Raw genomic sequence first — 23,924 nt, 5'->3', positions numbered from 1 at the left:
CGCGACATCATGAGCGCCACCCGTCGCCTGCTCGCATGTGACGGCTATGACCAGCTGTCCATCGAGGCCATCGCGCGCGAGGCCGGCGTCAGCCGGCCCACCATCTACCGGCGGTGGCCGTCGAAGGCCCACCTGGTCTTCGACGCCGCATTCGGCCAGCCTCCCGGCGGCGAACTCCTATCGGCATCAGGAGATTTCGAGACTGATCTGCGCGCCTTCGCCCGCGCGGTGCTCACGTTCTGGCGTGATCCGGTGGTCGAGGCCGCCGCGCTCGGGATACTCACCGAACGCCGTCGCGACCCGGAGCTGCACATCCGGACCCAACAACTGCTCGATGAGCGGACCAAGGCCGCCTTCGGGTCTCTGGTCTCCTCCGGCGTTGAACAGGGCCATGTCCACCCCAATGTCGACGTGGACATGGTCTACCAAGCAGTACTCGGTACCGCGTTCTACACCGCCCACATGGAGCCGGACGTGGACGTCGACGACACCGCAGACCGACTGTGCTCCTTGCTGATCGAAGGAGCCGGACTTACCCACCCCCGAAGGAAGGATCACCAATGACCGACAAGGCCGAGCTGTCCGAGGCGTTCAACGCGCTTCTCGACGAGGTGCGCGGCATCGAGCAGAAGTTGCTCAACGCCGAACCTGCGCTGAGCGAACCCGACCTGCTCGACGGATACCGCCTGGCATTCAGCGTGCTGCAGGTCAGCGTCGACGCCTATGTGCGGGGCGACCGCGACAAGCCGATCCTGATCGACGTCACCAGCCCCTACCTCAAATGGGGCGGAGACAACGCGGACGCCTTCTATCAGCTCGCCCCGCTGAACCCGGACCGCACCTACCGCGTCACCGGCAACCGCGGTGACGCGGTGTACCTGTCGCTGACGGTCTACGGCGGGCCGGGTGAGGGCCGATACAGCGACCGCATCGTCGGCACCATCAACGATCGCGATCTGGAATTCGACGAGGACGGGAACTTCGAGTTCATCATGAGTCCCGACCAGCACCCGGGCGCCTGGCTCAAACTGGAAGCCGACGCCGAATTCGCCTTGACCCGTGACTATCTGAACGATTCTGCCACCGGGCGCCGGCCGGTGTGGCGGATCGAGACGCTCAATCCGCCCGCCCGGCGTTCAGACAGTGCCGCGGAGCTGGCCCGCCGCTTCCGCTACGCCAAGAACTGGCTGCACGAACAGGTTTCCTTCCTGCCCACCAAGGTGGAGCCCGCCAATCAGCTGCACCCGCCGTTCCCGGTCCCCCAGAACGCCTACGGGTGGTCCGCCGGTGACGCGGCGTACTCCATGGGCTCCTACGATCTGACGCCGGATCAGGCCCTGGTCATCGAGGGCACCTCACCTGAGTGCGTGTTCTGGAATCTGTGCCTGTGGAATCCGTTCCTGCACACCTACGACTACACCCACGAACGCGTCACGATCAACGGCGCGCACGTCACCTACGAACCGGACGGATCCTGGCGGATCGTGATCAGCGACAAGGATCCCGGGCACCCGAACTGGGTGTCGACGGCGGGGAGGTCCAAGGGTCTCATCTGGCTGCGCTGGTTCCTGCCCGAGGAGACCCCGGCGCACCCACAGTGCCGGGTTGTGGACGTGGCCGAGGTAGCGGCCCTGTGACCACCAGCATGCAACGTCCGGCGCCGATCCGGTTCGATGATCTGGCCAATCCGGTGTATCCCCCTGCGGCCCAACTCATCCGCGACGGACTGGCCGCCTACGGCGCGAATCTGGATCTCAATCCGGACGCGGTGCTGGCGGTCGCAACCGAGCGCACCGGGCTGGACGATTTCGGCGACCCGGCGTTCCGGGAACGTCTCGACGTGCTCTGTACCGCATTGCGCGACGAGGCGGGCTTGTCCGATACGGGACTCGCGATCGCATTCGAGCAGTTGGTGGGCAACCTGGTCAACCGGCTGCGCCTGGAGGCACTGATCGCTGATCATCCCGAGATCGAGAACATCGCGATCGAACGACCGATCATCATCTGCGGTCTCCCCCGTACCGGCACCACGCATCTGCACAACCTCCTCGCCGCCGATCCCACTCTCCGCTACCTGCCCTATTGGGAAAGCCTCGAACCGCTGCCCGGCCCCGGAGAGGACACACCCGAACCGCGCCGCGATCGCTGTGCCGCCGGCCTGGAACTGGTGAACACCTCGTTGCCGGAGTTTCGCCGCATGCATGACATGACCGTCGAGCACGCGCACGAGGAGATCCAGCTCCTGGCCAACGACATCTCCGGCATGCTGTTCGAAACGACCTATTACGTGCCGAGTTTCACCGCCCACTACAAGGCACACGACCAGGCGCCGTCATACGCGTACGTCAAGCGCAGCCTGCAGGCGATGCAATGGCTGCGCGGCGGAACCCGCTGGGTACTCAAATCACCACAGCATCTGGAACAGTTCCCGACCCTGGCCGGGACGTTCCCGGACGCGACTTTCGTTGTCACCCACCGCGATCCGGTCGACGTGACGCTGTCGATGATGACCATGATCTGCTATGCCATGCGGATGGCCGTGGCTCAGCCCGATGTGGCCAAGATGACCGGGCACTGGCTGAACCGCATCGACGATCTGCTCACCGGCTGCATCCGCGACCGCGATGTGCTGCCCGCCGGGCAATCCATCGACGTCCGGTTCGACGACTTCATGGCTGACGAGCGGGCCACGCTGGCCGACATCTACCGACTCGCCGACCAGCCGTTCGGTGACGATGTACGTGCGGCGATGACCGACTTCCTCACCGAACACCCGCGCGGACGCTACGGCGGGGTCATCTACGACGCGGCGAACCTGAACCTCGATCCGGCCGCTCTTGCCGAGCGATTCCGCGACTACCGCGAGCGGTTCCTCGGCTAGGCGCCCTGGCCGACCATCAGTCGGCCAGGCCTCCGGCGCGCCGCATCGCGGCCGTGATGTGTTCGAAGTCGATCGCCAGGTGTGCGCGTGCCAGTGCTTCGGCGTCGTCCCCGCGACGCCCGGCGATCGCATCGATCAGCTGTTCGTGCTCCCGCAGGGCCCGTAGTTCCATGTGGCGCATGGTCGCCGATTCACCCCACAGGTGGGCCGGTGCGGCGATGCTCACGGAGGCTTCCAACTCGAGCAGCATCTGTTTGAGCACCGGATTGCCGGCCGCGTCCATGATCGCCAGGTGCAACGCGCTGTCCGCCTGCTGGGCGGCCAGTCCGCTCTCGGCGCAACGGTAGGCCTCAAGCCGTTCCCGCAGCATGGACAGATCGTGATCGGTGCGCGACTCCGCGGCTGCACGGCACACCGCACCGTGGATGCGGCAGATGGCGTCGCAGCGGTCCCGCAGTTCATCGAGCCGCATGGTCAGGGTGCGCCCGACGGCGGCGGTCGACGATTCCGGCCATTGCTGCAGCACGTAGGTGCCGCCGCCGCGGCCGCTGCGCCGGGTCTCCACCAAGCCCAGCTCGACCAGCCTGGACAGGGCCGCTCGTACCGTCATCCGCCCGACCCGCAGGGACGCGGCGAGTTCACGCTCGGCAGGCAGGCGGGATCCGGGCAGGTATTCGCCGATCGCCAATGCGGTGACGAGACGGTCGGTGATCTCGTCCACCCGCGAGGAGGATTCGAGTTCGCGCTCGAGCAACCCGGGCATGGCGCCCACGGGCTCTGTCGTCTGCGGCTCGGGATTCCCCATGGGCACACAATATCGACGTCTCAAATTAAATTCTGATTAATGGTCTTGTTGCGAGACCATTATTGGTCCATGCTGTCCGCCATGCCTTGTTCCACCCGCACGGTGGCCTTCCGCGGCCACGAGACCTGGGTCCAGATCACCACCCCGAAATCCGCGCACCCCGGCGCCCTCCCCCTGTTCGTCCTGCACGGTGGCCCCGGCATGGCCCACAACTATGTCGCCAACATCGCCGCGCTGGCCGACGAGACCGGCCGCACCGTCATCCACTACGACCAGTTGGGTTGCGGTAACAGCACACACCTGCCCGACGCCCCTGCCGGCTTCTGGACACCGCAGCTCTTCGTCGACGAGTTCCACACCGTCCGCGAGGCCCTCGGGATCGACCGGTATCACGTGCTCGGACAGTCGTGGGGCGGCATGCTCGGCGCCGAGATCGCCGTCCGTGTCCCGGAGGGACTGGCTTCGCTGTCAATCTGCAACTCGCCTGCCTCGATGCAGTTGTGGGTCGAGGGCGCCGCCGAACTTCGCGCCCAACTGCCCCCGGAGGTCCGGTCCGCGCTGGAGCGTCACGAGGCCGATGGCACGGTCACCGATCCCGAATACCTGGCCGCAACGGAGGAGTTCTACCGTCGCCATGTCTGCCGGGTCGAGCCGATGCCCAAGGACTTCGCCGACACCGTGGCCCAGATGGAGGCCGAGCCGACCGTGTACCACACGATGAACGGCCCCAATGAGTTTCACGTCATCGGGACTCTGCGCGACTGGACCATCATCGACCGGCTGCCGTCGGTCACCGCCCCGGCACTCGTCATCGCCGGCGAGTTCGACGAGGCCACCCCGGCGACCTGGCAGCCCTATGCCGACCTCATTCCCGATGCCCGCAGTCACGTGTTCCCCGGCACCAGCCACTGCACTCATCTGGAGAAACCCGAGGAGTTCCGCTCGGTGATCGCCGAGTTCCTGCATCAGCACGATCTGGCCGCTGCCGCCCGGGTCTGACCCTTCTCACCTTCGACTCGACAGGAACGCCATGGCAACCGAAGCGGCCGCCGCCCATCTCACCACCGGTGAAGGGCAACGCGATCTCGAATCATTCGGCTACAAGCAGGAACTCAGCCGCTCCGTCTCAACGGCCGACCTCATCGTCTACGGCTTGGTGTTCATGGTGCCCATCGCACCGTGGACCATCTTCGGGACGGTCTACAACAGCGCGTCGGGCATGGTGCCGCTGGTCTACCTGATCGGGCTGATCGCGATGGTGTTCACCGCGCTGGCCTACTCCCAGATGGCCAAGTCGTTCCCGTTGGCGGGATCGGTGTACGCCTATGTGGGCCGCGGAATCCACCCCGGCCTGGGCTTCTTCGCAGGCTGGGCCATACTGCTCGATTACCTGCTGATCCCCACTCTGCTCTACGTCTTCGCCGCCGAATCGATGGTCGGACTCTTCCCGGACACTCCGCGCTGGGTGTGGGCGATCGTCTTCGTGGTGGTGAACACCATCATCAACCTGCTCGGCGTGGGTTCGCTCAAGCTCGTCAACCGCGTATTCCTCGCCGTGGAACTGGTTTTCGTCGTGCTCTTCGTGATCATCGCGGTACGCGCCATCAACGGACAGTCCCTCCCCGACGTCGGTTGGAGTGCGCTGCCGATCTGGAACTCCGAGGTGGTCACCGCGCCCTTGATCGCGGCCGCGCTGTCGATCGCGGTGCTGAGCTTCTTGGGCTTCGACGGCATCTCGACACTGGCCGAGGAATCGACCGGTAAGAAGAACCCGGCCGGCCGGGCGATGATCGTCGCCCTGTTCGTGGTGGCGTTCCTGTTCATCACCCAGACCTGGCTGGCCAGCCTGCTGGCCGGAGGCCGCGAATCGTTCAGCGACGACGAGGTGGGCAACGCGTTCTTCCTACTGGTGCAGGCCGCGTCGAGCACCGGCTGGATGAACGCGTTCTTCGTGGTCAACGTGCTGGCCGTCGGTTTCGCCAACGCGATGGCAGCCCAGGCCGCCACCAGCCGGTTGCTGTTCTCGATGAGCCGCGACCGCCAGCTGCCCGCATTCCTGTCCACGATCAGCTCCCGCAAGGTGCCGATCGCAGCCATCCTGGTGGTCAGCGCCCTGAGCCTGGTGCTGGTGCTGTTCTTCGTCGGTCAGATCGGATTGATCTCGTCGCTGGTGAATTTCGGTGCGCTGTTCGGCTTCTGCCTGCTGCACGCCTCGGTCATCTGGTACTACCTGGTGCGCCAGAAGTCGAAGAACTACCTGCTGCACCTCGTGGTGCCGACCATCGGCTTCCTGATCATCGGCTACGTGTTGATCAACGCCGACGCGCTGGCCAAGATCGGCGGCATCGTGTGGCTGGTGATCGGCGGGATCATCTTCATCACCAACATGATCCGAGGACGCGGGGTCCCCGAGCTAGCTGAGGAACCGGCGACGTAACGGCTCGGCGAGGTCGCCACGGCCCCCCACCTCGACCTCGCCCACCCCCAGCCACGACGCCATCGTCCTCAGCTCGACGGCCAGGGCCTCCGCCACCCGCGCGGGGTCCTGGCCGTTCTCGATGAACGCGCCCGGCACCTGCAGCGCCGCGTCGGTGCGTTTCAGGTCCACCCGCGCCACCAGTTCACCGTCCAGCAGGAACGGCCATACGTAGTAACCGAATTGGCGTTTGGGCGCGGGTGTGTAGATCTCGATCCGGTAGTGGAAATCGAACATCCGCTCCACCCGGGGGCGGAAGAAGATCAACGGGTCGAACGGGCACAGCAGCGCTGTCCCGCGGTCACGGCGCGGCACGGCCTGGCCCGCGCGGAGATACGCCGGGGTTCCGTCGATGTCGACGGGCTCCAGCTCCCCGTCTGCCACCAGCTTGGCGATGGCCGGCTTGACCTGTCTGGCCCCCATCCGGAAGTAGTCACGGATATCGGCCTCGGTGCCGACGCCCAGCGCGGTGGCGGCCCGGAGCGCGAGCTCGCGAACTGCCTCCTCGTCGCCGACCTCCCGGCCCAGTACTTCCGGTGGCAGCACCCGTTCGGTGAGGTCGTAGTGCCGGGCGAACCCCACTCGCGTCGCCGTCGTCAAGACCCCCGAGGACCACAGCGCCTCGGCCACCCACTTGGTCTCGCTGCGGTCCCACCACGGTCCCTTGCGGCCGCGCGGCTCCGATTCCAGGTGAGCCTCGATCTGTCCGGCGGTCGACGGGCCGAGTTCGGCGACGGCAGCGACGATGTCCTCGGCCAGCTTGGGGTTCTTCCGGACGATCTCGGTGCCCCACCGGCCGTGGGTGTACTCCCGCATCCGCCACCGCAGCAGCGGCCAGTCCTCGACGGACATCAGTGCGGCCTCGTGTGCCCAATACTCCACCAGCAGCCTGGGTGAACGCGCGCTGTGCGACCACGCGGCCCGGTCCAATGTGTCGCGGTCGTACGGTCCCAGCCGGCTGAACACGGGGGCGTAGTGCGCCCGCACCGCCACCGACACCGAATCCAGCTGCAGCACCTGAATCCGGGAGATCAGCTTGCGCAGGTGCGCACGGGTGACCGGGCCGCGGGGTTTGGATTCGTGAAAACCCTGCGCCGCGACGGCGATGCGGCGGGCCTGCGTGGGAGTCAGTGTGGCCACCCGACCATCGTTCCCTAGGGGACCGACAAGTAGCGAAGCGGATTGGAGCGAGGGGCCCGACAAGTAGCGAAGCGGATTGGCGATACTGGTCCGCGTGGCGTTCGACTGGGATGCGTTCGAGACGGAGTTGAGCATGGCCGCCGCGAAGGCGGTCCGCGAGATGGTCGAGGCGGCCGACGCCGAGACGCCGTACGCCGTGGCGTTCAGCGAGTTCTACGCCGAGACCACCGGGGTGATCTACCTCCCCAACCTGGCGCTGGCCACCGAGGAGTCGGTCGATGACCCGGACTGCCGGTTCAGCCCGCCCGACTGGGAATACCAGCACTACGAGTGGGCCGACACCGATCCGCAGTGGGGTGAGCGGCTCAGCGCAGCCGTCACCGGGCTGCCCCGCGCGCAGTGGGAACAGGAATGGGAGCGGTTCGCGGAGGCGATGCTCAACATCGCTGCCCGAACCCGCACGGCGCTCGTCGCCGACGGCACCCTGCCCGCCGACGCTGTGGTCTACCTCGATGACGAGGACGCGGAGCTGCTCGTTAGGTCGTTGACCGCCGATGAACTGCGGCGCCACTTTCCCGAGTACGTCGCCGCAGCCGAGACCGAACGAAACGTGCTGGCCATGCCGGTTGAGCAGCGGGTGTCAGCCCTCGCCGCGGCGGCAGGACTGGCCCCCGGGCCACCCACCGAACTCGGCCGGGAACGCGCGATCGAACTCCTGCTCGACACCGGTACCGCCGCGGTGCCGGTCGGGATTGCGGCACTCGGCCACCCCGAGACCGCGTGGGTGGGCGCCAAACTCCTCGCGGACCTGAACATCGCGACGCCCGAGGTGTTGGACGCACTGTGGGCAGCGCTACCGCTCCGCGGCAACGCCCACGACTGGGTGGCGACTGCCCTGGGCCGCCTCGGCGTCGGCCTGGAGGTGTTGGCCCGCACCGAGCTGCCGGCGGGCAGCAGATCGGCCGCGGTCGCCGCGCCGTACCGTTCGTTTCGCGATCAGGGGCGAGGGCACCCGCCGCTGGATTACACACTGTTGGCCGCCGGGCTCGCGGATCCGTCTGTCGCGCCGATCGTGGCAGAAGATCTGAAGCCGGGACGTGGATACTGCACGCTCGACGCCGCTGACCTGCCCGGCACCCGGCTCGGACTCGACCATTCCAAGCCGTTGATCCGCTGCCACGCGGTCATCGTCATCAGCGATCTGATCGGCCCCATGGGCCCCGGCAACCTCGACAGCGACGAGGTGAAGGCCCTGGAGAAACGGATCGACGAGCTCGCGGCCGACGACCCCGACAGCGAAGTGCGCAGGCTGGCCGGCTACCGCGCCCGCACGTAGCTGCAGAACCGGTACCGAAGTCCCGAGCCGCTGGTCATCCACTCCCCGGTGGTCTTGGTCCAGGAGTCGTCGAGCACCGGCGCCAACGCATCCCCCGCGACGGCCGGCAGGTCGACGTCGATCTCGGTCACCTCGCACCGGACGGCGTGTGGAAGAGCCTGCGCATAGATCTGGGCCCCGCCGATCACCCAGCCCCGGAAGACGTCATCGAGTCCGGTCAGCACCTCGGCGCCTTCGGCCACGTACCCGGGGTCGCGGGTGATGACGACGTTGCGCCGCCCAGGCAGCGGACGGACCTTGGCGGGCAACGATTCCCACGTCAGGCGACCCATCACCACGGTTTGCCCGAGGGTGAGTTGCTTGAACCGGGCCTGATCCTCCGGCAAGTGCCACGGGATGTCGTTGTCCCGGCCGATGACGCCAGAGGTCGACTGGGCCCAGATCATCGACAGGGCTCGAAGATCGTCGGTCATACAGCGACAGGAGCCTTGATCGCCGGATGCGGATCGTAATTCACGATCGCGACGTCCTCATAGGTGTAGTCGAATATCGAATCACGATGCGCCAGAACAAGTTCGGGATACGGCCGGGGTTCCCGGCTCAGCTGCAGGGCCACCTGCTCGACGTGGTTGTCGTAGATGTGGCAGTCACCGCCGGTCCAGACGAACTCACCGACGCCCAGCCCGGCCTGCGCGGCCATCATGTGCGTCAGCAGGGCATAGCTGGCGATGTTGAACGGCACACCCAGGAAGAGGTCTGCGCTCCGCTGGTAGAGCTGGCAGGACAACTTCCCGTCAGCCACATAGAACTGGAAGAAGGCGTGGCACGGCGGCAGCGCCATCTGCGGGATCTCGCCGACATTCCACGCCGAGACGATGTTGCGCCGCGAATCGGGATCACGCTTGAGCAGATCGAGGGCGTTCGAGATCTGGTCGATGTGTTCACCTGACGGAGTCGGCCACGAACGCCACTGCACGCCGTAAACCGGACCGAGATCGCCTGTCTCACTGGCCCATTCATCCCAGATGGTGACACCGTGGTCCTGCAGCCACCGCACGTTGGACTCTCCGCGCAAGAACCACAGCAGCTCGTAGATGACCGATTTGGTGTGCACCTTCTTGGTGGTGATCAACGGAAAGCCGGCGGCCAGGTCGTAACGCATCTGGTGCCCGAACAGACTGCGGGTGCCGGTACCGGTGCGATCGGATTTCACCACCCCCTGCTCGGTCACCTTCCGCAACAGGTCCTCGTAGGGGGTCTGGATCGGCACACACTCAGCTTACGTGCCGTCACGGGGAGTAGAACGGTAGCCATGCCGACCACCACTGACACGATCACCACCTCCGATGGCACCTGCCGCGTCACCGTCGCCACGCCGGAGGGAGACGGCCCCTGGCCTGGGGTCGTTTTGTTCCCGGACGCCGGCGGCCTGCGACCCACCATGGAAGAGATGGGGGCGAAGCTGGCCGGATTCGGTTACGTCGTGCTGGTACCCGACGTCTACTACCGAAACCCCGGCTGGGGACCCATCGACCTCAACACCGTGTTCACCGACCAGGAGCAGCGCAAAAAGCTCTTCGAGTTGATGAGCACGCTCACCCCGGAGATCCTCGCCGCCGACGCCGAGGCGTTCTTCGACTACCTCGCGGCCCGGCCGGATGTCACCGGGGAGAAGTTCGGCACCACCGGCTACTGCATGGGCGGGCGGGCATCCCTGATCGTCGCCACCCGGGTGCCGGAGCGGGTCGCGGCCGCGCTCTCCTTCCACGGCGGCCGGCTGGCAGTCGCCGACGATCCGGACAGCCCCCACCTGCTGGCCGACAAGATCCAGGCCGTGGTCTACGTGGCCGCAGCCGAGAACGACGCCTCTTTCACCGAAGACGACGCCAAACGGCTGGAGGACGCGTTGTCGGGCGCCGCCGTCGACCACACCATCGAGTTCTATCCCGCAGCGCACGGCTTCGCGGTGCCCGATCATGCGGCGGTGTATGACGAAGCAGCCGCAAAGCGGCACTGGGAGAACACCGAGCGGGTGTTCGGGGCCGCTTTCACCCCGGCATAGGCAGTAAGCGACGATTGACGGCGTGTATGACCAGCCCTTCTCCGATGAGTCCCATCCCACCGAGCCCGGATTCCGGATCGACCCGGTATTGGCCCGGAGCTGGTTGCTGGTAAACGGCGCACAGTATGAGCGGTTCGCCCCGGCGGCCCGCTCCCGCGCCGACATCGTCGTCCTCGACATCGAGGATGCGGTGGCCCCCAAGGACAAGGTGGCCGCGCGCGAGAAGGTGACCCGGTGGCTGGCCGACGACAACAGCGACTGGGTCCGGATCAACGGCTTCGGCACCCCGTGGTGGGCCGATGACCTGGAGATGCTGGCCGGCACATCGGTCGGCGGTGTGATGCTGGCCATGGTCGAGTCGGTGGACCACGTCACCGAGACGGCCCGCCGCCTGCCCGACGTGCCGATCGTCGCGCTGGTCGAGACCGCCCGCGGCCTGGAGCGGATCACCGAGATCGCTTCAGCCAAGGGCGCGTTCCGGCTTGCCTTCGGTATCGGCGACTTCCGGCGCGACACCGGCTTCGGCGAGAACCCGGCAACCCTGGCGTATGCGCGGTCACGGTTCACCATCGCTGCCAAGGCCGCCGGGCTACCCGGAGCCATCGACGGCCCCACCGTGGGGTCCAGCGCGCTGCGGCTATCGGAGGCCACCGCGGTCTCGGCCGAGTTCGGAATGACCGGCAAGATCTGCCTGACGCCAGACCAGTGCCCGACGGTCAACGAGGGCCTGGCCCCCTCCCAGGACGAGATCAGCTGGGCCAAAGAGTTTTTCGCCGAATTCCAGCGTGACGGCGGGGAGATCCGCAACGGGTCGGACCTGCCCCGTATCGCCCGGGCCAACAAGATCCTCGATCTGGCCAGGGCGTACGGCATCCACGAACCCGAGTACAGCGACGATCCGGATCACGTGCCGGCCCCGTCCGACACGTACCACTACTGAGGGTGGCTCAGGGCTGCGGGTTGGCGTCGTTGCGGTGCAGGAACGTACTGATCGCACGCGTCACACCGCGGCCCGCGTAGATGCCCGCGGCGACAGACACGATGATCATCGCAATGAACATCACCAGCCAGTTGGACCGGCTGTGACTGACGTTCCACCAGATGAACGTGAACAGCAGCGCGCAGACGAAAACGACGATGTCCCGCCAATTCCCGCGGTAGGACATCGCGGCTTCACGGATCTCGCGACTGCGGTCACTCGCATCGATCAGGCCGTCGATTCGTTCGTCGATACTGGCCTTGAGCCGCGCCTTCCGCTCGACATCCTCGGCCGGCAATCGGTCCAGCAGGTCGAGGTCCTTGGTGATCATGCCGCGGATGTCCGGCGGTTTGAGATTGCCCGCGATCACCCCGAGCATCGCACCACCGGCGATGGGCGCCGCCCCTAGCGCAAGTTCGGCGATTCCTGGCATACCGTCCCTCCATCACTCCATCAGCGTTGCGGCCAGGGTGCCGCCCAGCTCATAGGCCCGTTCCCGGACACCGCCGTCTACCTCACCCGTAACTTCAAGCACGTCAGCCGCTTTGACCAACGCCAGCCCGGTCACAATCTTGTCGACCGCGCTCGCCGCACCGACCGTGTCGTTGTTGCCGTGCACCCACAGCCCGTACGGACGCCCGGCCACATGATCGAGGCTCGGGTAGTACACAGTATCGAAGAAGTGTTTCAGGGCACCGCTCATATAGCCGAAATTCGCTGTGGTGCCGAACAAATAGCCGTCCGCGGACAACATGTCGGTGACGGTTGCAGCCAACGCGGGCTTCGATTCGATCGTGACGCCCGAGATGTCCGGATCGTGTGTTCCGGCCAGCACTGCTTCCAGGAGCTCTCGCGTCGCCGGAGACGGCGTGTGATGCACCACCAGCAGTGTCTTGGTCATGCCGACTGCTGCTCCTGCAACCGCACTGCCGTGCGCATGGTCTCGCGTGCGCGACCACGGTCACCGGCGAAGTCATAGGCTCGGGCCAGCCGGTACCAGCGAACCCAATTGTCCGGGTCGGCTTCCAGTTCGGCCTTGACCGTCATGAACAGTTCATCGGCCGCATCGCGTTCGATGCGCCCCGACGGCCGCGTCGGCAATTCGCTGACGTCCAGTTCCATGCCCTGCTCGCGCGCGAGACGGGCCAACCGCTGGTGCGCCAGGCCGGCACGCAGCGTGGTGACCAGCACCCAGACACCGATCAGCGGAAAAGCCAGCAGCGCTGCGCCCAGGCCGATCGCGGCCGGCTCCCCCGAGCCGATGAAGACGACCGCGGTGCGCCCCAGCATCAGGAAGTAGGCGATCAGGGCCAGGCACATGAAGCCGATCACCAGTTGGATGCGCAGCGACCGCGCGCCGTCGCTCACGACAGATCGAGCAGCGGTTCAATGCCGATGGTCAAACCCGGCCGCTCGCCGATCTTGCGCACGGCCAGCAGCACACCGGGCACGAACGAGGACCGGTCCAGGCTGTCGTGCCGGATGGTCAGGGTCTCGCCCTGGGTTCCGAACAGCACCTCCTGGTGAGCGACCAGCCCGGCCAGTCGCACCGAGTGCACCGGCACGCCGTCCACATCGGCGCCGCGGGCGCCGTCTAGGCCGGTGCTGGTGGCGTCCGGGTTGGGCGGCATGCCTTTTCGCGCCTCGGCGATAAGCTTCGCGGTGCGTGCGGCCGTGCCGGACGGCGCGTCGGCCTTGTGCGGGTGATGCAGTTCGATGATCTCGACCGATTCGAAATAGCGGGCGGCCTTCTGGGCGAAGTGCATCGAGAGCACGGCGCCGATGGCGAAGTTCGGCGCGATGAGCACCGCCGCCTCGGGCTTCTCCTTGAGCCAGGCCTCGACCTGTTCGATGCGCTCCCAGGTGAATCCGGTGGTGCCGACGACGGCGTGAATACCGTTGTCGATGAGGAACTTCAGGTTGTCCATCACCACATCGGGATGGGTGAAGTCGATGACCACGTCGGTCTTGGTGTCGGTGAGCAACGTCAACGGATCACCGACATCGACCCCGGTCGAAAATGTCAGATCCTCCGCGGATTCGACCGCGTGCACCATGGTCGCGCCGACTTTGCCCTTAGCTCCGAGAACGCCAACTCGCATGGTTGGGAGCCTACTGCCCGGCGCTGTCGGCGATGTTCGGGCCGGTCCGAGAAAACTTTGACCCCTCTTGTCACTGCAGCCTCAAACCGAATAGGAGGGTCACAGCATCGAACCAACGTTCGAATCATGAACAGTGTGGCGGGCCGTTTGGCTCGTCCAGACGCCTACGGGTTGATGGTGTTCTCGCCGATCTGGCGGCCCCACACGTACTCGGACACCAAAGGTTGCCCCATCTCGAGGTGGTTGTACGGGGCGATCGACGCCCCGGTGTCCATCACCAGGTATGGAGCCGGCCACAGGTCCTTGGTGACCGGCTGCCAGCAGCCGGGCCGGCCCTCGGGTCCACCCTTGGCGTCGACCCGCGGCAGGTTGTCGGGATAGACGTACGGATTACCAACGCCGATCAGGAAATCGTGCAGCTCAAGCGCGTAGCCGTTGCGGGTCTGCGCGGCGAACTTCGGCGCTGCCTCCGCATAGTTGCGGACAGAACACGCCAACGCCGGGCTGTTGCGGTCGAGCATCTCGCTGACGGGCAGCAGGTCCTGGGCGCCGCGGACCAGATAGGGGCCGCCGCGCTCGAAGATGTCCCCGCCGGTGTTGCCGAAGCCGACCGCCGCCACCAACGCCTGATCCAGATTGTCGCGCTGCTCGTTGAGCGTGCGGGCGGTGGCGACCGCATTGGTCAGACCGTCGAACAGGTCCGGACCCGCATTCGCGTAAACCTCGCCCAAGTCCGCCAGACCCGCGATGTCGCGGCGGATCTGGGGCATACGCGGGTTGAGGTCCGACAGGATGTCGTTGCCGTTGACGATCGACTGGCCGAACTTGTCACCCAGGCCGTCGAGGGCCTGCGCGGTGGCCGTCAGCGTCTGGTTCAGCTTGATCGGGTCGATCTGCTCGGAGATCGCGGTGATCGTCTCGAACAGGGTGTTGAACTCCGTCGTCACACCCTGGGCCCGGATCGGCGTTCCGGGCGACAACCGCGCTGCCGACGGGTTGGCCGGCGACAGGAACGAGATGTACTTGTTGCCGAACACCGTCGTGGCCCGCAGCTCGGCGGTCACGTTCTCCGGGATCAGCTTCAGGTACTGAGGCTTGACGTCCAGGGTCAGCTTGGCCTCGGGGTTGTCGTCGACGGTGACGACGTCGACCGACGCCAGGCGACCGATCGGCACACCGTTCAAGGTGACCTTCGAGCCCGGGTCCATCGACAGACCGGCCCGGCCCGACAACACGGTCAGCTGCGTCTTCTCCTCGAACGCACCCCGGAACTGCATCCACGTCAGCGTCAGCACCGCGACCAGCACGATGATCATCCCCGCGCACGCCGTCTTGTAGGGCGGGTCGTATCGCCAGTGCTTGAATTGCCGTTCGGGCTGGAACCGCGATGAGGCCACGCACAAACCTCCAAACTGTTGACGCGGCCAACCAGTTGGTCAGCGAGTGAGCGAGCAGAACTCTCGCAAACGATCAGAGACGACTGCAACTGCAAGGCCCCGAGTGCGGCAAACATCAAATTGCCACCGGCGGGAGGCGCGCGTCACACCTTCTGGGTAGAAGTAACTGACCTAACGCTCCGCGAGTCGCATCCGGAGCATCGCGGGCCGGACGCGCAGCTCTCCCGCCATCCCTCAGTGACATGCGCCTGACGTCGATACGAGTGAAGATGGCGACGAAAACGACTGTCATCCAAGCTGATTGCATATAACCGGGGCGCAGAGGAATCCGCCATCTACGGTGGACCCATGCGTCTGATCCCGCTGGTGCCGTTCGCCGTCGCTGTCCTTCTGTTCATGGGGTGTTCTGACAACGCCGCTGCCGACGCCGATGACCTCAACGGCCGCACCTTTGTCTCGGTCCAGGTCGAGGGCGACCAGATCCCCGGCGGCGGCCCGTTGACCGTCGGATTCGACGGGACGCAGATCAGCATCTTCGCCGGCTGTAACCACGGCTCGGGCACCGCCAATCTGGCTGATGGGCGGATCACCACACAGCTGGCCATGACGATGATGGCCTGCGCGCCACCGGTCGGCGATTCCGACGCCTGGGTATCGAAGTTCTTCGACGCCAAGCCCACCTGGTCGCTGTCCGGCGATGCCCTCACGTTGCGCACGGACGCCGCGACCGTCACGTTGCGGGACAAGAAGGTGGTCGACCCCGATCGCCCGCTCACCGGCACCACCTGGCAGGTCACCAGCCTGGTGTCCGCGCAGGCGGTCACCACCTCGGTCGCCCTCGAGCAGTCCAAGCCCACGCTGACCATCGGGGACGACGGCGCCGTGAGTGGCTCGACCGGATGCAACCGGATCACCGGCCACGCAACGGTTTCCGGGTCGCCGGCAGTCATCGAGTTCGGCCCGCTGGCCACCACCAGGATGGCCTGCGCACCGGAGGTCGGCGAAGTTGAGCAGGCCGTGCTGCGGGTCCTCAAGGGCACGGTCCAGACCGCCATCGACGCCGATGAACTGAAGCTCTCCGGCACCGACGGCAACGGGCTGGTACTGCGGGCGCAGTGACGTCAAGGGGGGGGTGACCTTCAGAGCGGTGACGCTCCCCGCAGATGCTCGAAGATCAGCGACGTCTGCGTACCCGCGACATCGGCGTCGGCGTTGAGGTGCTCCACCACGAACGCCCGCAGATCATCGGTGTCCCGAGCAGCCACATGCAGGATGAAGTCGTCTCCCCCGGCCAGGAAGTACACGTCCATCACCTGCGGTAGTTTGCGGATGTGGGCGATGAAATTGCGGATCTTGCCCCGCGCGTTCGACTGCAGGCTCACCGAGATCATCGCCTGCAGGCTCAGCCCCACAGCAGCCGGATCGATGTCGGTGTAGAAGCCCCGGATCACCCCGATCTCCTGGAGCCTGCGCACCCGACCGTGACAGGTCGACGCGGCGACACCAACCGCGTCGGCCAGCGCGCTGTTGGAAATGCGGGCATCGGCATGCAGCGCCAGCAGGATGCGCCGGTCCACTTCATCGAGTTCGTGCCGAACATCCTTCGGCGAACGGGCCGCACGTCCGGGCAATATTGACGATTCTTCCACCACTAGACGATTCTAACGAATCTTTATCGGAGATATTGCTCAATAACCGAAGGTTCTTCACAATTATTTCAGCATCCCAAACTGTGAAGGAGCGATCATGCTCGTCGGTGTCCCGACCGAGATCAAGAACAACGAGTACCGCGTGGCGATCACCCCGGCGGGCGTGGCGGAGTTGACCCGACGCGGACACGACGTGATCATCCAGGCCGGCGCGGGCGAAGGCTCGGCCATCTCCGACAACGACTTCAAGGCCGCAGGGGCTCAGATCGTCACCACGGCCGACCAGGTCTGGGCCGACGCCGAACTGCTCCTCAAGGTCAAGGAGCCCATCGCGGCCGAGTACTCGCGCATGCGCAAGGGCCAGACGCTGTTCACCTATCTGCACCTGGCGGCATCCAAGGAATGCACCGACGCGCTGCTGGCCTCGGGCACCACCTCGATCGCCTATGAGACCGTGCAGACCGCTGACGGAGCGCTGCCGCTGCTCGCCCCGATGAGCGAGGTCGCGGGGCGTCTGTCCGCTCAGGTCGGCTCCTACCACCTGATGCGCACGCAGGGCGGCCGCGGCGTGCTGATGGGTGGCGTCCCCGGCGTCGCACCGGCGGAGGTCGTCGTCATCGGGGGTGGCGTCGCCGGCTACAACGCCGCGCGCATCGCCAAGGGTATGGGCGCCCACGTCACGGTGTTCGACCTGAACATCAACACGCTGCGCAAGATCGACAACGAGAACAACGGCAGCATCGAGACCCGTTACTCGTCGTCGCTGGAACTGGAAGAGGCCGTCAAGAAGGCCGACCTGGTGATCGGCGCGGTGCTGATCCCGGGCGCCAAGGCCCCCAAGTTGGTCACCAATTCGACCGTGGCCCAAATGAAGCCGGGCGCGGTGCTGGTCGACATCGCCATCGACCAGGGTGGCTGCTTCGAGGATTCGCGGCCCACCACCCACGACGATCCGACGTTCGCCGTGCACGACACGGTGTTCTACTGCGTGGCCAACATGCCCGGCTCGGTGCCGCGCACGTCCACCTTCGGGCTGACGAACGCCACCATGCCGTACGTGCTCAAGCTGGCCGACAAGGGCTGGAAGGCCGCCTGCGAGGCCGACCAGGCACTGGCCAAGGGCCTCTCGACGCACGAGGGCGCGCTGCTGTCCGAGCAGGTCGCCTTCGACCTCAACATGCCGTTCACCGATCCGGCCACGGTCCTGGCCTGATCTCACGCACTGTCGCCCGGCTGGAGTTCGCTCCGGCCGGGCGATGCGCATTTCGGCCCGTAGCCATTCTTGACACGTGTCAAGTATGGTGGCGTCCATGCTGCAGCAGTTGTTTCCCACTGTTCCGATGACCACGAGTGAGGCGCTGGGCGCCTTCGACGCGGCCGAGGCCGTCGAGCCGGAGTTCATGCTCGGCACCTGGCACGGTGCCGAATTGCCGACCGGCCATCCGATGGACGGCCTGCTGGCGGCCAGCGGCTGGTGGGGCAAACAGTTCGTCGACGGCGAGACCGTTCACCCGCTGCTGTTCCCCGCCGGTGACGGCACGTCGCTGTGGGCCCTCAACCCGGCGCCGGCCTTCGCGGGCCTCGCGGTGTCGACCAAGATCCCTTTGCTTCGGAACCGGTCGATGTCGGCGCCGATCGCAGCGTTGCGGCCCGTCCTACAAACCCGTGCGCCCAAGGCCAGGTTGCGGACCACCCGCTACCGCGGCGTCGATACCGCGACGATGGTCTACGACCAGCTGCCCATCAACGACGTGTTCCGGCGCCTGTCCGACGACGCCGTGATCGGGGCGATGGACCTGCGGAACTCCCACAAGCCCTACTTCTTCGTCCTGCAGCGCGACGACTCCCTGCGGGTGACCTAGCAGCCGCCCGTACGCACGCTGTTCACCACACATTCGGCCGGTGGCTCCACGTCGGTGCTTGGATCGAAAGGGCAAGCGTTACAAGGCCTTTTCCTCCGATCGACGTTCCAGAACTGAGGAGTCACCCATGGTCAACCTGCCCGTCGCGCACCAGCCCCGCCCGCTGCTGCCCGAGCTCTCGGAGTTCTTCGCCGGGATCACCCCGTTCGCCAGCCTGCGGCCGATCTTCGAGCGCAACCTCATGCGCATCGAGGATGAGGTCACCGAGGACCACTACGAACTGCGTGCCGAGATCCCCGGTATCGATCCGGCCAACGACGTTCAGATCACCGTGGCCGACGGCCAGCTGACGGTGAAGGCCGAGCGTTCGGAGCGAGCCGACACCACCGCGCGGTCGGAGTTCTCCTACGGCTCGTTCCTGCGCACCGTGACACTGCCCGCCGAAGCCGACGAGGACAACATCACCGCCGGCTACGAGCGCGGCATCCTGACCGTGCGGGTGCCGTTGTCGGAGAACCCCGCCGGTGCCCGCCAGATCGAGATCCAGAACACCGAAAACGGCTCGACGGCAATCGAATCCGCCGAGCACTCAGAGTAGCGACGGCAGCACCAGCGCCGTCAACTCACCGATGAGCGGGCGCAGGTTGTCGGCCTTCGGGTCGTCGGCCTGCGACCGTGTCATCACCGCCAGCAACAATCGTTGCCCGTTCGGCCCATAGGCGATCCCGACGTCGTTGGTGCTGCCGTAATCCCCGCTCCCGGTCTTGTCGGCCGTGGTCCAGCCCTCCGGAAGCCCCGCACGCACGCTCGAGGTCTGATTGGCCCGCATCCAGTCCTCCAACTGGCGGCGCTGCGGCGGGCTCAACGCGTCACCGGCCAGCACCGCGCGGTACCCGACCGCCAATGCCGCCGGGGTGGAGGTATCCCGGGGGTCGCCGGGTATCGCCGAGTTCAGATCAACCTCCCAGCGGTCCAACCGGGTGCGCTCGTCTCCGACGCTGCGGGCGAATGCGGTGATACCTGCTGGCCCGTCAATCGTTTTCAGCAGCAGGTTGCCCGCGGTGTTGTCGCTGCGCTGCAACGCTGCCTGACACAGCTCCGCCAACGTCATCTCGGCACCGGCATGGGTCTCGGTGACCGGGGAGTTCGGCACGATCGCCTCCGGGTCCACGAACACCCGGTTGTCCAGCGAGATCTGACGGCGCCCGACCATCTGCAGCACCCGCGCGGCGGCATAGCCCTTGAACGTCGAGCACATCGCGAATATCTCGTCGGGCCGGTTCGTGAGAATCCGCCCGGAATCCAGATTGGCCGCGTACAAGCCGATCAGGGCGTTGTCACGACGTTCCAGTTCGGCGATCTGGTCGTCGACCGGGGCCGCGAGAGCCGGTGCGGCATTACCCACACCGGCACCGACGGCAGCCGCCGCCACGAGCGAACCGATCAGAACATTGCGTCGCGAGAGTCCCGTCATCGGACCCAGCGTAGCGGGTCAGCCGGCGAGAGCTTGAAGCCGTTGCGGCAGAGTCTTTTTCGAACGGTACGGACCGAGAACCGCGGCACCGTAGTCCCGAGACAGCAACTGGTGAGCCACCGCGTTGACCTCTTCGAGAGTAACCGCCTCGATCTGGGACAACGTGTGATCGATGGTCCGGTGTTCACCGTAATTGAGCTCGCTACGCCCGATCCGGTGCATGCGCGAACCGGAATCCTCCAGCCCGAGCACCAGCCCACCACGCAACGAGCCCTTGGCGATGCGGCATTCGTCGGCGGTGATCCCGTCTCTGGCAACGCCTTCCAGGACATCGGTGGTAACCCGGACCACTTCTTCGAACCGTTCCGGCTGACATCCCGCATACACCGAGAGCGCCCCGCTGTCGGCGAAGGTGTCGACCGTCGAGTACACCGAGTAGGCCAGGCCGCGGGATTCCCGGATCTGTTGGAACAGACGGGAACTCAGGCCACCGCCGAGCGCGGTGTTGAGCACCGACAGCGCCCACCGGTGTTCCCAGTGCCGGCCGGGCGTGCGAACGCCGAGCGACACGTGGCTCTGCTCCCCGTCGCGGTCGACCACGAGCAACGACGGCTTGCCGCCGACCCGTCCCGCACCCTTACGCGGAGCCACCGCGGTGCGCCCCGCTTCCAGCCGCGGACCGAAATGCTGTCGCACCAACGACAACACGACGTCGTGGTCGATGTTGCCCGCCACCGCCACGATCATCCGCTCGGGCGTGTAACGACGGACGTGGAACGAGTGCAGCTGCGCGCGCGTCATCGTCTCGATCGACTCGACGCTGCCGATCACCGGACGTCCCACCGGGTGATCGCCGAACATCGCCGAGAGGAAGACGTCGCCGAGGCTGTCCTCGGGGTCGTCGTCGCGCATGGCGATCTCTTCGAGGACGACGTCGCGTTCCACCTCGACATCCTCGGTGGCACAACGACCACGGAGCACGACGTCGGCCACCAGGTCGACCGCGAGTTCCAGGTCGGAGTCGAGCACGTGTGCGTAGTAGCAGGTGTGCTCGCGCGTGGTGAACGCGTTCAGCTCACCGCCGACGGCATCGACAGCCTGAGCTATCTCGACTGCGCTACGCGTCGGGGTGGCTTTGAACAGCAGGTGTTCCAGGAAGTGGGCGGCACCCGCGACGCTTCGTCCTTCGTCGCGGGAACCGACACCCACCCAGACCCCGACGGATGCGGAACGCACCGACGGGATGTACTCAGTGACCACCCGGAGTCCGCCGGGAAGATCTGTCCGGCGGACATGTGTGGTGTTCAGTGCAGACGCCTTGTGTCGAGCTGAGGTGATCAGGACTCGGCAGCGGCAGCGGCGTCGGCCGTGGCCGGGGCGCCGTCGGCAGCCTTGTCGCCACCGTCGGCCTGCTCTGCTGACTCCTCATCGACGAGCACCAGCGAGATCTTGCCGCGGTTGTCGATATCGGCGATCTCGACGCGCAGCTTGTCGCCGACCTTCACCACATCCTCGACCTTGGCGATGCGCTTGCCACGCCCCAGCTTGGAGATGTGGACCAGGCCGTCACGACCCGGCAGCAGCGACACGAACGCGCCGAAGTCGGTGGTCTTGACCACGGTTCCGAGGAACCGCTCACCGATCTTGGGCAGCTGCGGGTTGGCGATGGCGTTGATCTTGTCGATCGCGGCCTGAGCCGCCTCGCCATTGCTGGCGCCGACGAACACGGTGCCGTCGTCCTCGATGGAGATCGACGCGCCGGTCTCCTCGGTGATCGAGTTGATCATCTTGCCCTTGGGCCCGATGACCTCGCCGATCTTGTCGACCGGCACCTTGATCGTGGTGATCCGCGGTGCGTACGGGCTCATCTCGTCGGGCGCGTCGATGGCCTCGGCCATCACGTCGAGGATGGTCAGGCGCGCGTCCTTGGCCTGCGCCAGCGCACCGGCCAGCACCTTGGACGGGATGCCGTCCAGCTTGGTGTCGAGCTGCAGGGCGGTGACGAAGTCCTTGGTGCCCGCGCACTTGAAGTCCATGTCGCCGAAGGCATCCTCGGCGCCGAGGATATCGGTCAGGGTCACGAAACGACGCTCGGACTCACCGGCCTCATTTTCGATCTGGTCGGAGACCAGGCCCATGGCGATGCCGGCCACCGGCGCCTTGAGCGGCACACCGGCGTTCAGCAGCGACAGAGTCGAGGCACACACCGAGCCCATCGAGGTCGAGCCGTTGGAGCCCAGGGCCTCCGACACCTGACGGATGGCGTAGGGGAACTCCTCGACGCTGGGCAGCACGGGAACCAGGGCCCGCTCAGCCAGCGCACCGTGGCCGATCTCGCGGCGCTTGGGCGAACCCACGCGACCGGTCTCACCGGTCGAGAACGGCGGGAAGTTGTAGTGGTGCATGTAGCGCTTGCTGGTCTCGGGCCCGAGCGAGTCGATCTGCTGGGCCATCTTGACCATGTCCAGCGTGGTGACACCCATGATCTGGGTCTCGCCGCGCTCGAACAACGCGCTGCCGTGCGCCCGCGGGATGATGGCCACCTCGGCCGAGAGGGCGCGGATGTCGGTCACACCACGGCCGTCGATACGGAAGTGGTCCGTCAGGATGCGCTGGCGCACAAGCTTTTTGGTCAGCGAGCGGTAGGCCGCGCCGATCTCCTTCTCGCGGCCGGCGTAGGTCTCGCCCAGGCGCTCGAGCACCTCGACCTTGATCTCGTTGGTGCGGTCATCGCGCTCGTGCTTGCCCGCGATGGTCAGGGCCTCCGACAGCGCGTCGGTGGCCACCGCGGCCACGGCGTCGTAGACGTCCTCGGCGTAGTCCGGGAACAGCGGGTATTCGGCGATCTCCTTGGCGGCCTTCTCGGCCAGCGCGGCCTGGGCGTCGCACAGGGTCGCGATGAATGGCTTGGCAGCCTCCAGGCCCTCGGCGACGACGGCCTCGGTGGGAGCCTGAGCGCCGCCGGCGACCAGCTCGATCACGTTTTCGGTGGCTTCGGCCTCGACCATCATGATCGCGACGTCGTCGCCCACCTTGCGGCCCGCGACGACCATGTCGAAGACAGCCTTCTCAAGCTGCTCGACGGTCGGGAAGGCGACCCACTGGCCGTCGATCAGGGCGACGCGCACGCCGCCGACCGGACCGGAGAACGGCAGGCCGGAGATCTGGGTCGACGCCGAGGCGGCGTTGATGGCCAGCACGTCGTACAGATCCTTCGGATCCAGGCTCAGCACGGTGACCACGACCTGGATCTCGTTGCGCAGACCGCTGACGAACGACGGGCGCAGCGGCCGGTCGATCAGGCGACAGGTCAGGATCGCATCGGTGGAGGGACGGCCCTCACGCCGGAAGAACGAGCCGGGGATCCGGCCCGCGGCGTACATCCGCTCCTCGACGTCGATGGTCAAGGGGAAGAAGTCGAAGTGATCCTTCGGCGTCTTGCTGGCGGTGGTGGCGCTCAGCAGCATGGTCTCGTCGTCGAGGTAGGCGACGACGGAGCCGGCGGCCTGCTGGGCGAGCCGCCCGGTCTCGAAACGGATGGTGCGGGTGCCGAAGCTCCCGTTGTCGAGGGTTGCGGTGGATTCGAACACACCGTCTTCAAGTTCAACTACAGACATAGAGTCCGTTGGCCTCTTTCGAATTCATTCAACTGTTTTCGCGGCGTCACGGTGGCGATACGCCACGGGCCCTGGTTACGGCTACGGCCGTCGATCGAAGCGGCCGGATGGGCCCCGCAATGGGGTTCCGGCTGCCACTACCGA

25 protein-coding genes are annotated in these 23,924 nt (G+C 66.3%); 12 read left to right on the top strand and 13 right to left on the bottom strand.

Features of this window, described 5'->3' with window-relative positions; translation table 11 throughout:
• The first annotated feature begins 9 nt into the window (after positions 1-9).
• The 3 genes from EH231_RS03020 to EH231_RS03010 are packed head-to-tail and all read left to right on the top strand — an operon-like array spanning position 10 to position 2,881.
• Entirely contained in the window at positions 10-564 is a 555-nt protein-coding gene (locus EH231_RS03020) for a TetR/AcrR family transcriptional regulator (protein ID WP_164480752.1), read from the top strand.
• Positions 561-1,637 carry a DUF1214 domain-containing protein gene (locus tag EH231_RS03015; protein ID WP_090425240.1) on the top strand — a complete coding sequence of 359 codons (1,077 nt, stop codon included), beginning with the start codon at positions 561-563 and terminating at the stop codon, positions 1,635-1,637. The genes EH231_RS03020 and EH231_RS03015 overlap by 4 nt, the downstream gene beginning before the upstream one ends.
• Positions 1,634-2,881, top strand: a complete 1,248-nt coding sequence (locus tag EH231_RS03010) for a sulfotransferase family protein (RefSeq protein ID WP_124711844.1) — start codon at positions 1,634-1,636, stop codon at positions 2,879-2,881. The genes EH231_RS03015 and EH231_RS03010 overlap by 4 nt, the downstream gene beginning before the upstream one ends.
• 16 nt (positions 2,882-2,897) lie before the next feature.
• On the opposite strand, the gene EH231_RS03005 is transcribed toward EH231_RS03010, so the two are convergent.
• Positions 2,898-3,686, bottom strand: coding sequence for a FadR/GntR family transcriptional regulator (locus tag EH231_RS03005; protein WP_124711843.1), 789 nt, complete (start codon positions 3,684-3,686; stop codon positions 2,898-2,900).
• A gap of 69 nt (positions 3,687-3,755) precedes the next feature.
• Here EH231_RS03005 and EH231_RS03000 point away from each other — a divergent pair, with 69 nt between their 5' ends.
• Together EH231_RS03000 and EH231_RS02995 are read left to right on the top strand one after the other, a co-directional pair.
• Entirely contained in the window at positions 3,756-4,685 is a 930-nt protein-coding gene (locus EH231_RS03000; protein WP_124711842.1) for a proline iminopeptidase-family hydrolase, read from the top strand.
• 31 nt (positions 4,686-4,716) lie between these two features.
• Positions 4,717-6,123: an APC family permease gene (locus EH231_RS02995; RefSeq protein WP_124711841.1), complete on the top strand. Its 1,407-nt coding sequence runs from the start codon at positions 4,717-4,719 to the stop codon at positions 6,121-6,123.
• Here the strand turns inward: EH231_RS02995 and EH231_RS02990 are convergent.
• Positions 6,100-7,302, bottom strand: coding sequence for a winged helix-turn-helix domain-containing protein (locus EH231_RS02990; protein ID WP_124711840.1), 1,203 nt, complete (start codon positions 7,300-7,302; stop codon positions 6,100-6,102). The two genes, EH231_RS02995 and EH231_RS02990, sit on opposite strands and share 24 nt — an antisense overlap.
• A 94-nt stretch (positions 7,303-7,396) precedes the next feature.
• On the opposite strand from EH231_RS02990, the gene EH231_RS02985 reads away from it, so the two are divergent.
• On the top strand, positions 7,397-8,638 hold the full coding sequence (locus tag EH231_RS02985) for a DUF4303 domain-containing protein (protein ID WP_124711839.1): 1,242 nt from the start codon (positions 7,397-7,399) through the stop codon (positions 8,636-8,638).
• Here the strand turns inward: EH231_RS02985 and EH231_RS02980 are convergent.
• Entirely contained in the window at positions 8,620-9,111 is a 492-nt protein-coding gene (locus EH231_RS02980; protein ID WP_124711838.1) for a dihydrofolate reductase, read from the bottom strand. The genes EH231_RS02985 and EH231_RS02980 overlap by 19 nt on opposite strands.
• Positions 9,108-9,908, bottom strand: coding sequence for a thymidylate synthase (locus EH231_RS02975; protein ID WP_124711837.1), 801 nt, complete (start codon positions 9,906-9,908; stop codon positions 9,108-9,110). Before EH231_RS02975 ends, EH231_RS02980 begins: the two co-directional genes overlap by 4 nt.
• Before the next feature lie 42 nt (positions 9,909-9,950).
• Here EH231_RS02975 and EH231_RS02970 point away from each other — a divergent pair, with 42 nt between their 5' ends.
• Together EH231_RS02970 and EH231_RS02965 are read left to right on the top strand one after the other, a co-directional pair.
• Entirely contained in the window at positions 9,951-10,700 is a 750-nt protein-coding gene (locus EH231_RS02970; RefSeq protein ID WP_124711836.1) for a dienelactone hydrolase family protein, read from the top strand.
• 22 nt (positions 10,701-10,722) lie between these two features.
• On the top strand, positions 10,723-11,640 hold the full coding sequence (locus tag EH231_RS02965) for an HpcH/HpaI aldolase/citrate lyase family protein (RefSeq protein ID WP_124711835.1): 918 nt from the start codon (positions 10,723-10,725) through the stop codon (positions 11,638-11,640).
• 7 nt (positions 11,641-11,647) lie between these two features.
• Here EH231_RS02965 and EH231_RS02960 read toward each other — a convergent pair whose 3' ends face one another.
• The 5 genes from EH231_RS02960 to EH231_RS02940 all read right to left on the bottom strand — a co-directional run bounded on the left by EH231_RS02960 (position 11,648) and on the right by EH231_RS02940 (position 15,097).
• Positions 11,648-12,112 carry a hypothetical protein gene (locus EH231_RS02960; RefSeq protein ID WP_164480751.1) on the bottom strand — a complete coding sequence of 155 codons (465 nt, stop codon included), beginning with the start codon at positions 12,110-12,112 and terminating at the stop codon, positions 11,648-11,650.
• A gap of 12 nt (positions 12,113-12,124) precedes the next feature.
• Positions 12,125-12,580 (bottom strand): flavodoxin family protein, encoded by a 456-nt coding sequence (locus EH231_RS02955; protein ID WP_090425231.1) that lies wholly within the window; start codon positions 12,578-12,580, stop codon positions 12,125-12,127.
• A complete protein-coding gene (locus EH231_RS02950; protein ID WP_124711834.1) occupies positions 12,577-13,047 on the bottom strand; it encodes a hypothetical protein in 471 nt (156 codons plus the stop codon). The genes EH231_RS02955 and EH231_RS02950 overlap by 4 nt, the downstream gene beginning before the upstream one ends.
• Positions 13,044-13,781, bottom strand: a complete 738-nt coding sequence (gene dapB, locus EH231_RS02945) for a 4-hydroxy-tetrahydrodipicolinate reductase (RefSeq protein ID WP_090425229.1) — start codon at positions 13,779-13,781, stop codon at positions 13,044-13,046. Before dapB ends, EH231_RS02950 begins: the two co-directional genes overlap by 4 nt.
• A gap of 164 nt (positions 13,782-13,945) precedes the next feature.
• Positions 13,946-15,097 (bottom strand): MCE family protein, encoded by a 1,152-nt coding sequence (locus tag EH231_RS02940; protein WP_124714157.1) that lies wholly within the window; start codon positions 15,095-15,097, stop codon positions 13,946-13,948.
• Positions 15,098-15,526: 429 nt separating this feature from the next.
• On the opposite strand from EH231_RS02940, the gene EH231_RS02935 reads away from it, so the two are divergent.
• The gene (locus EH231_RS02935) at positions 15,527-16,297 is read left to right on the top strand and encodes an META domain-containing protein (RefSeq protein ID WP_090425228.1); all 771 of its coding nucleotides are present in this window, start codon (positions 15,527-15,529) and stop codon (positions 16,295-16,297) included.
• A gap of 20 nt (positions 16,298-16,317) precedes the next feature.
• Here EH231_RS02935 and aldR read toward each other — a convergent pair whose 3' ends face one another.
• Positions 16,318-16,830, bottom strand: coding sequence for an HTH-type transcriptional regulator AldR (gene aldR, locus EH231_RS02930; protein WP_090425227.1), 513 nt, complete (start codon positions 16,828-16,830; stop codon positions 16,318-16,320).
• 94 nt (positions 16,831-16,924) lie between these two features.
• On the opposite strand from aldR, the gene ald reads away from it, so the two are divergent.
• The 3 genes from ald to EH231_RS02915 all read left to right on the top strand — a co-directional run bounded on the left by ald (position 16,925) and on the right by EH231_RS02915 (position 19,287).
• Positions 16,925-18,040 carry an alanine dehydrogenase gene (gene ald / locus EH231_RS02925; protein WP_090425226.1) on the top strand — a complete coding sequence of 372 codons (1,116 nt, stop codon included), beginning with the start codon at positions 16,925-16,927 and terminating at the stop codon, positions 18,038-18,040.
• Between the two features lie 97 nt (positions 18,041-18,137).
• Positions 18,138-18,689: a DUF4334 domain-containing protein gene (locus EH231_RS02920; RefSeq protein WP_164480750.1), complete on the top strand. Its 552-nt coding sequence runs from the start codon at positions 18,138-18,140 to the stop codon at positions 18,687-18,689.
• Positions 18,690-18,816: 127 nt separating this feature from the next.
• Positions 18,817-19,287, top strand: a complete 471-nt coding sequence (locus EH231_RS02915) for an Hsp20/alpha crystallin family protein (protein WP_124711833.1) — start codon at positions 18,817-18,819, stop codon at positions 19,285-19,287.
• Here EH231_RS02915 and bla read toward each other — a convergent pair.
• The 3 genes from bla to EH231_RS02900 are packed head-to-tail and all read right to left on the bottom strand — an operon-like array spanning position 19,279 to position 23,780.
• Positions 19,279-20,163 carry a class A beta-lactamase gene (gene bla / locus EH231_RS02910; protein ID WP_124711832.1) on the bottom strand — a complete coding sequence of 295 codons (885 nt, stop codon included), beginning with the start codon at positions 20,161-20,163 and terminating at the stop codon, positions 19,279-19,281. The two genes, EH231_RS02915 and bla, sit on opposite strands and share 9 nt — an antisense overlap.
• A gap of 18 nt (positions 20,164-20,181) precedes the next feature.
• Positions 20,182-21,471 carry a M16 family metallopeptidase gene (locus EH231_RS02905; protein ID WP_110917945.1) on the bottom strand — a complete coding sequence of 430 codons (1,290 nt, stop codon included), beginning with the start codon at positions 21,469-21,471 and terminating at the stop codon, positions 20,182-20,184.
• A gap of 29 nt (positions 21,472-21,500) precedes the next feature.
• Entirely contained in the window at positions 21,501-23,780 is a 2,280-nt protein-coding gene (locus EH231_RS02900) for a polyribonucleotide nucleotidyltransferase (protein ID WP_090425221.1), read from the bottom strand.
• Positions 23,781-23,924 lie beyond the last annotated feature (144 nt).

Origin of the sequence: Mycolicibacterium nivoides (assembly GCF_003855255.1) — a bacterium.
Classification (GTDB): Bacteria; Actinomycetota; Actinomycetes; order Mycobacteriales; family Mycobacteriaceae; genus Mycobacterium; species Mycobacterium nivoides.
The sequence above is the reverse complement of the archived record's forward strand: the minus strand, read 5'-3'. Positions and strand labels throughout refer to the sequence as shown.

What these genes read in the sequence shown, in the direction of transcription:
- EH231_RS03000 (WP_124711842.1), top strand. Translation starts at nt 3,756, where the DNA reads ATGCTGTCCGCCATGCCTTGTTCCACCCGCACGGTGGCCTTCCGCGGC.
- EH231_RS02935 (WP_090425228.1), top strand. Translation starts at nt 15,527, where the DNA reads ATGCGTCTGATCCCGCTGGTGCCGTTCGCCGTCGCTGTCCTTCTGTTC.
- EH231_RS03015 (WP_090425240.1), top strand. Translation starts at nt 561, where the DNA reads ATGACCGACAAGGCCGAGCTGTCCGAGGCGTTCAACGCGCTTCTCGAC.
- EH231_RS02970 (WP_124711836.1), top strand. Translation starts at nt 9,951, where the DNA reads ATGCCGACCACCACTGACACGATCACCACCTCCGATGGCACCTGCCGC.
- EH231_RS02900 (WP_090425221.1), bottom strand. Translation starts at nt 23,780, where the DNA reads ATGTCTGTAGTTGAACTTGAAGACGGTGTGTTCGAATCCACCGCAACC.
- ald (WP_090425226.1), top strand. Translation starts at nt 16,925, where the DNA reads ATGCTCGTCGGTGTCCCGACCGAGATCAAGAACAACGAGTACCGCGTG.
- EH231_RS02955 (WP_090425231.1), bottom strand. Translation starts at nt 12,580, where the DNA reads ATGACCAAGACACTGCTGGTGGTGCATCACACGCCGTCTCCGGCGACG.
- EH231_RS02920 (WP_164480750.1), top strand. Translation starts at nt 18,138, where the DNA reads ATGCTGCAGCAGTTGTTTCCCACTGTTCCGATGACCACGAGTGAGGCG.
- EH231_RS02995 (WP_124711841.1), top strand. Translation starts at nt 4,717, where the DNA reads ATGGCAACCGAAGCGGCCGCCGCCCATCTCACCACCGGTGAAGGGCAA.
- EH231_RS02940 (WP_124714157.1), bottom strand. Translation starts at nt 15,097, where the DNA reads ATGATCATCGTGCTGGTCGCGGTGCTGACGCTGACGTGGATGCAGTTC.
- EH231_RS02960 (WP_164480751.1), bottom strand. Translation starts at nt 12,112, where the DNA reads ATGCCAGGAATCGCCGAACTTGCGCTAGGGGCGGCGCCCATCGCCGGT.
- EH231_RS02915 (WP_124711833.1), top strand. Translation starts at nt 18,817, where the DNA reads ATGGTCAACCTGCCCGTCGCGCACCAGCCCCGCCCGCTGCTGCCCGAG.
- EH231_RS03020 (WP_164480752.1), top strand. Translation starts at nt 10, where the DNA reads ATGAGCGCCACCCGTCGCCTGCTCGCATGTGACGGCTATGACCAGCTG.
- dapB (WP_090425229.1), bottom strand. Translation starts at nt 13,781, where the DNA reads ATGCGAGTTGGCGTTCTCGGAGCTAAGGGCAAAGTCGGCGCGACCATG.
- EH231_RS03005 (WP_124711843.1), bottom strand. Translation starts at nt 3,686, where the DNA reads ATGGGGAATCCCGAGCCGCAGACGACAGAGCCCGTGGGCGCCATGCCC.
- EH231_RS02980 (WP_124711838.1), bottom strand. Translation starts at nt 9,111, where the DNA reads ATGACCGACGATCTTCGAGCCCTGTCGATGATCTGGGCCCAGTCGACC.
- bla (WP_124711832.1), bottom strand. Translation starts at nt 20,163, where the DNA reads ATGACGGGACTCTCGCGACGCAATGTTCTGATCGGTTCGCTCGTGGCG.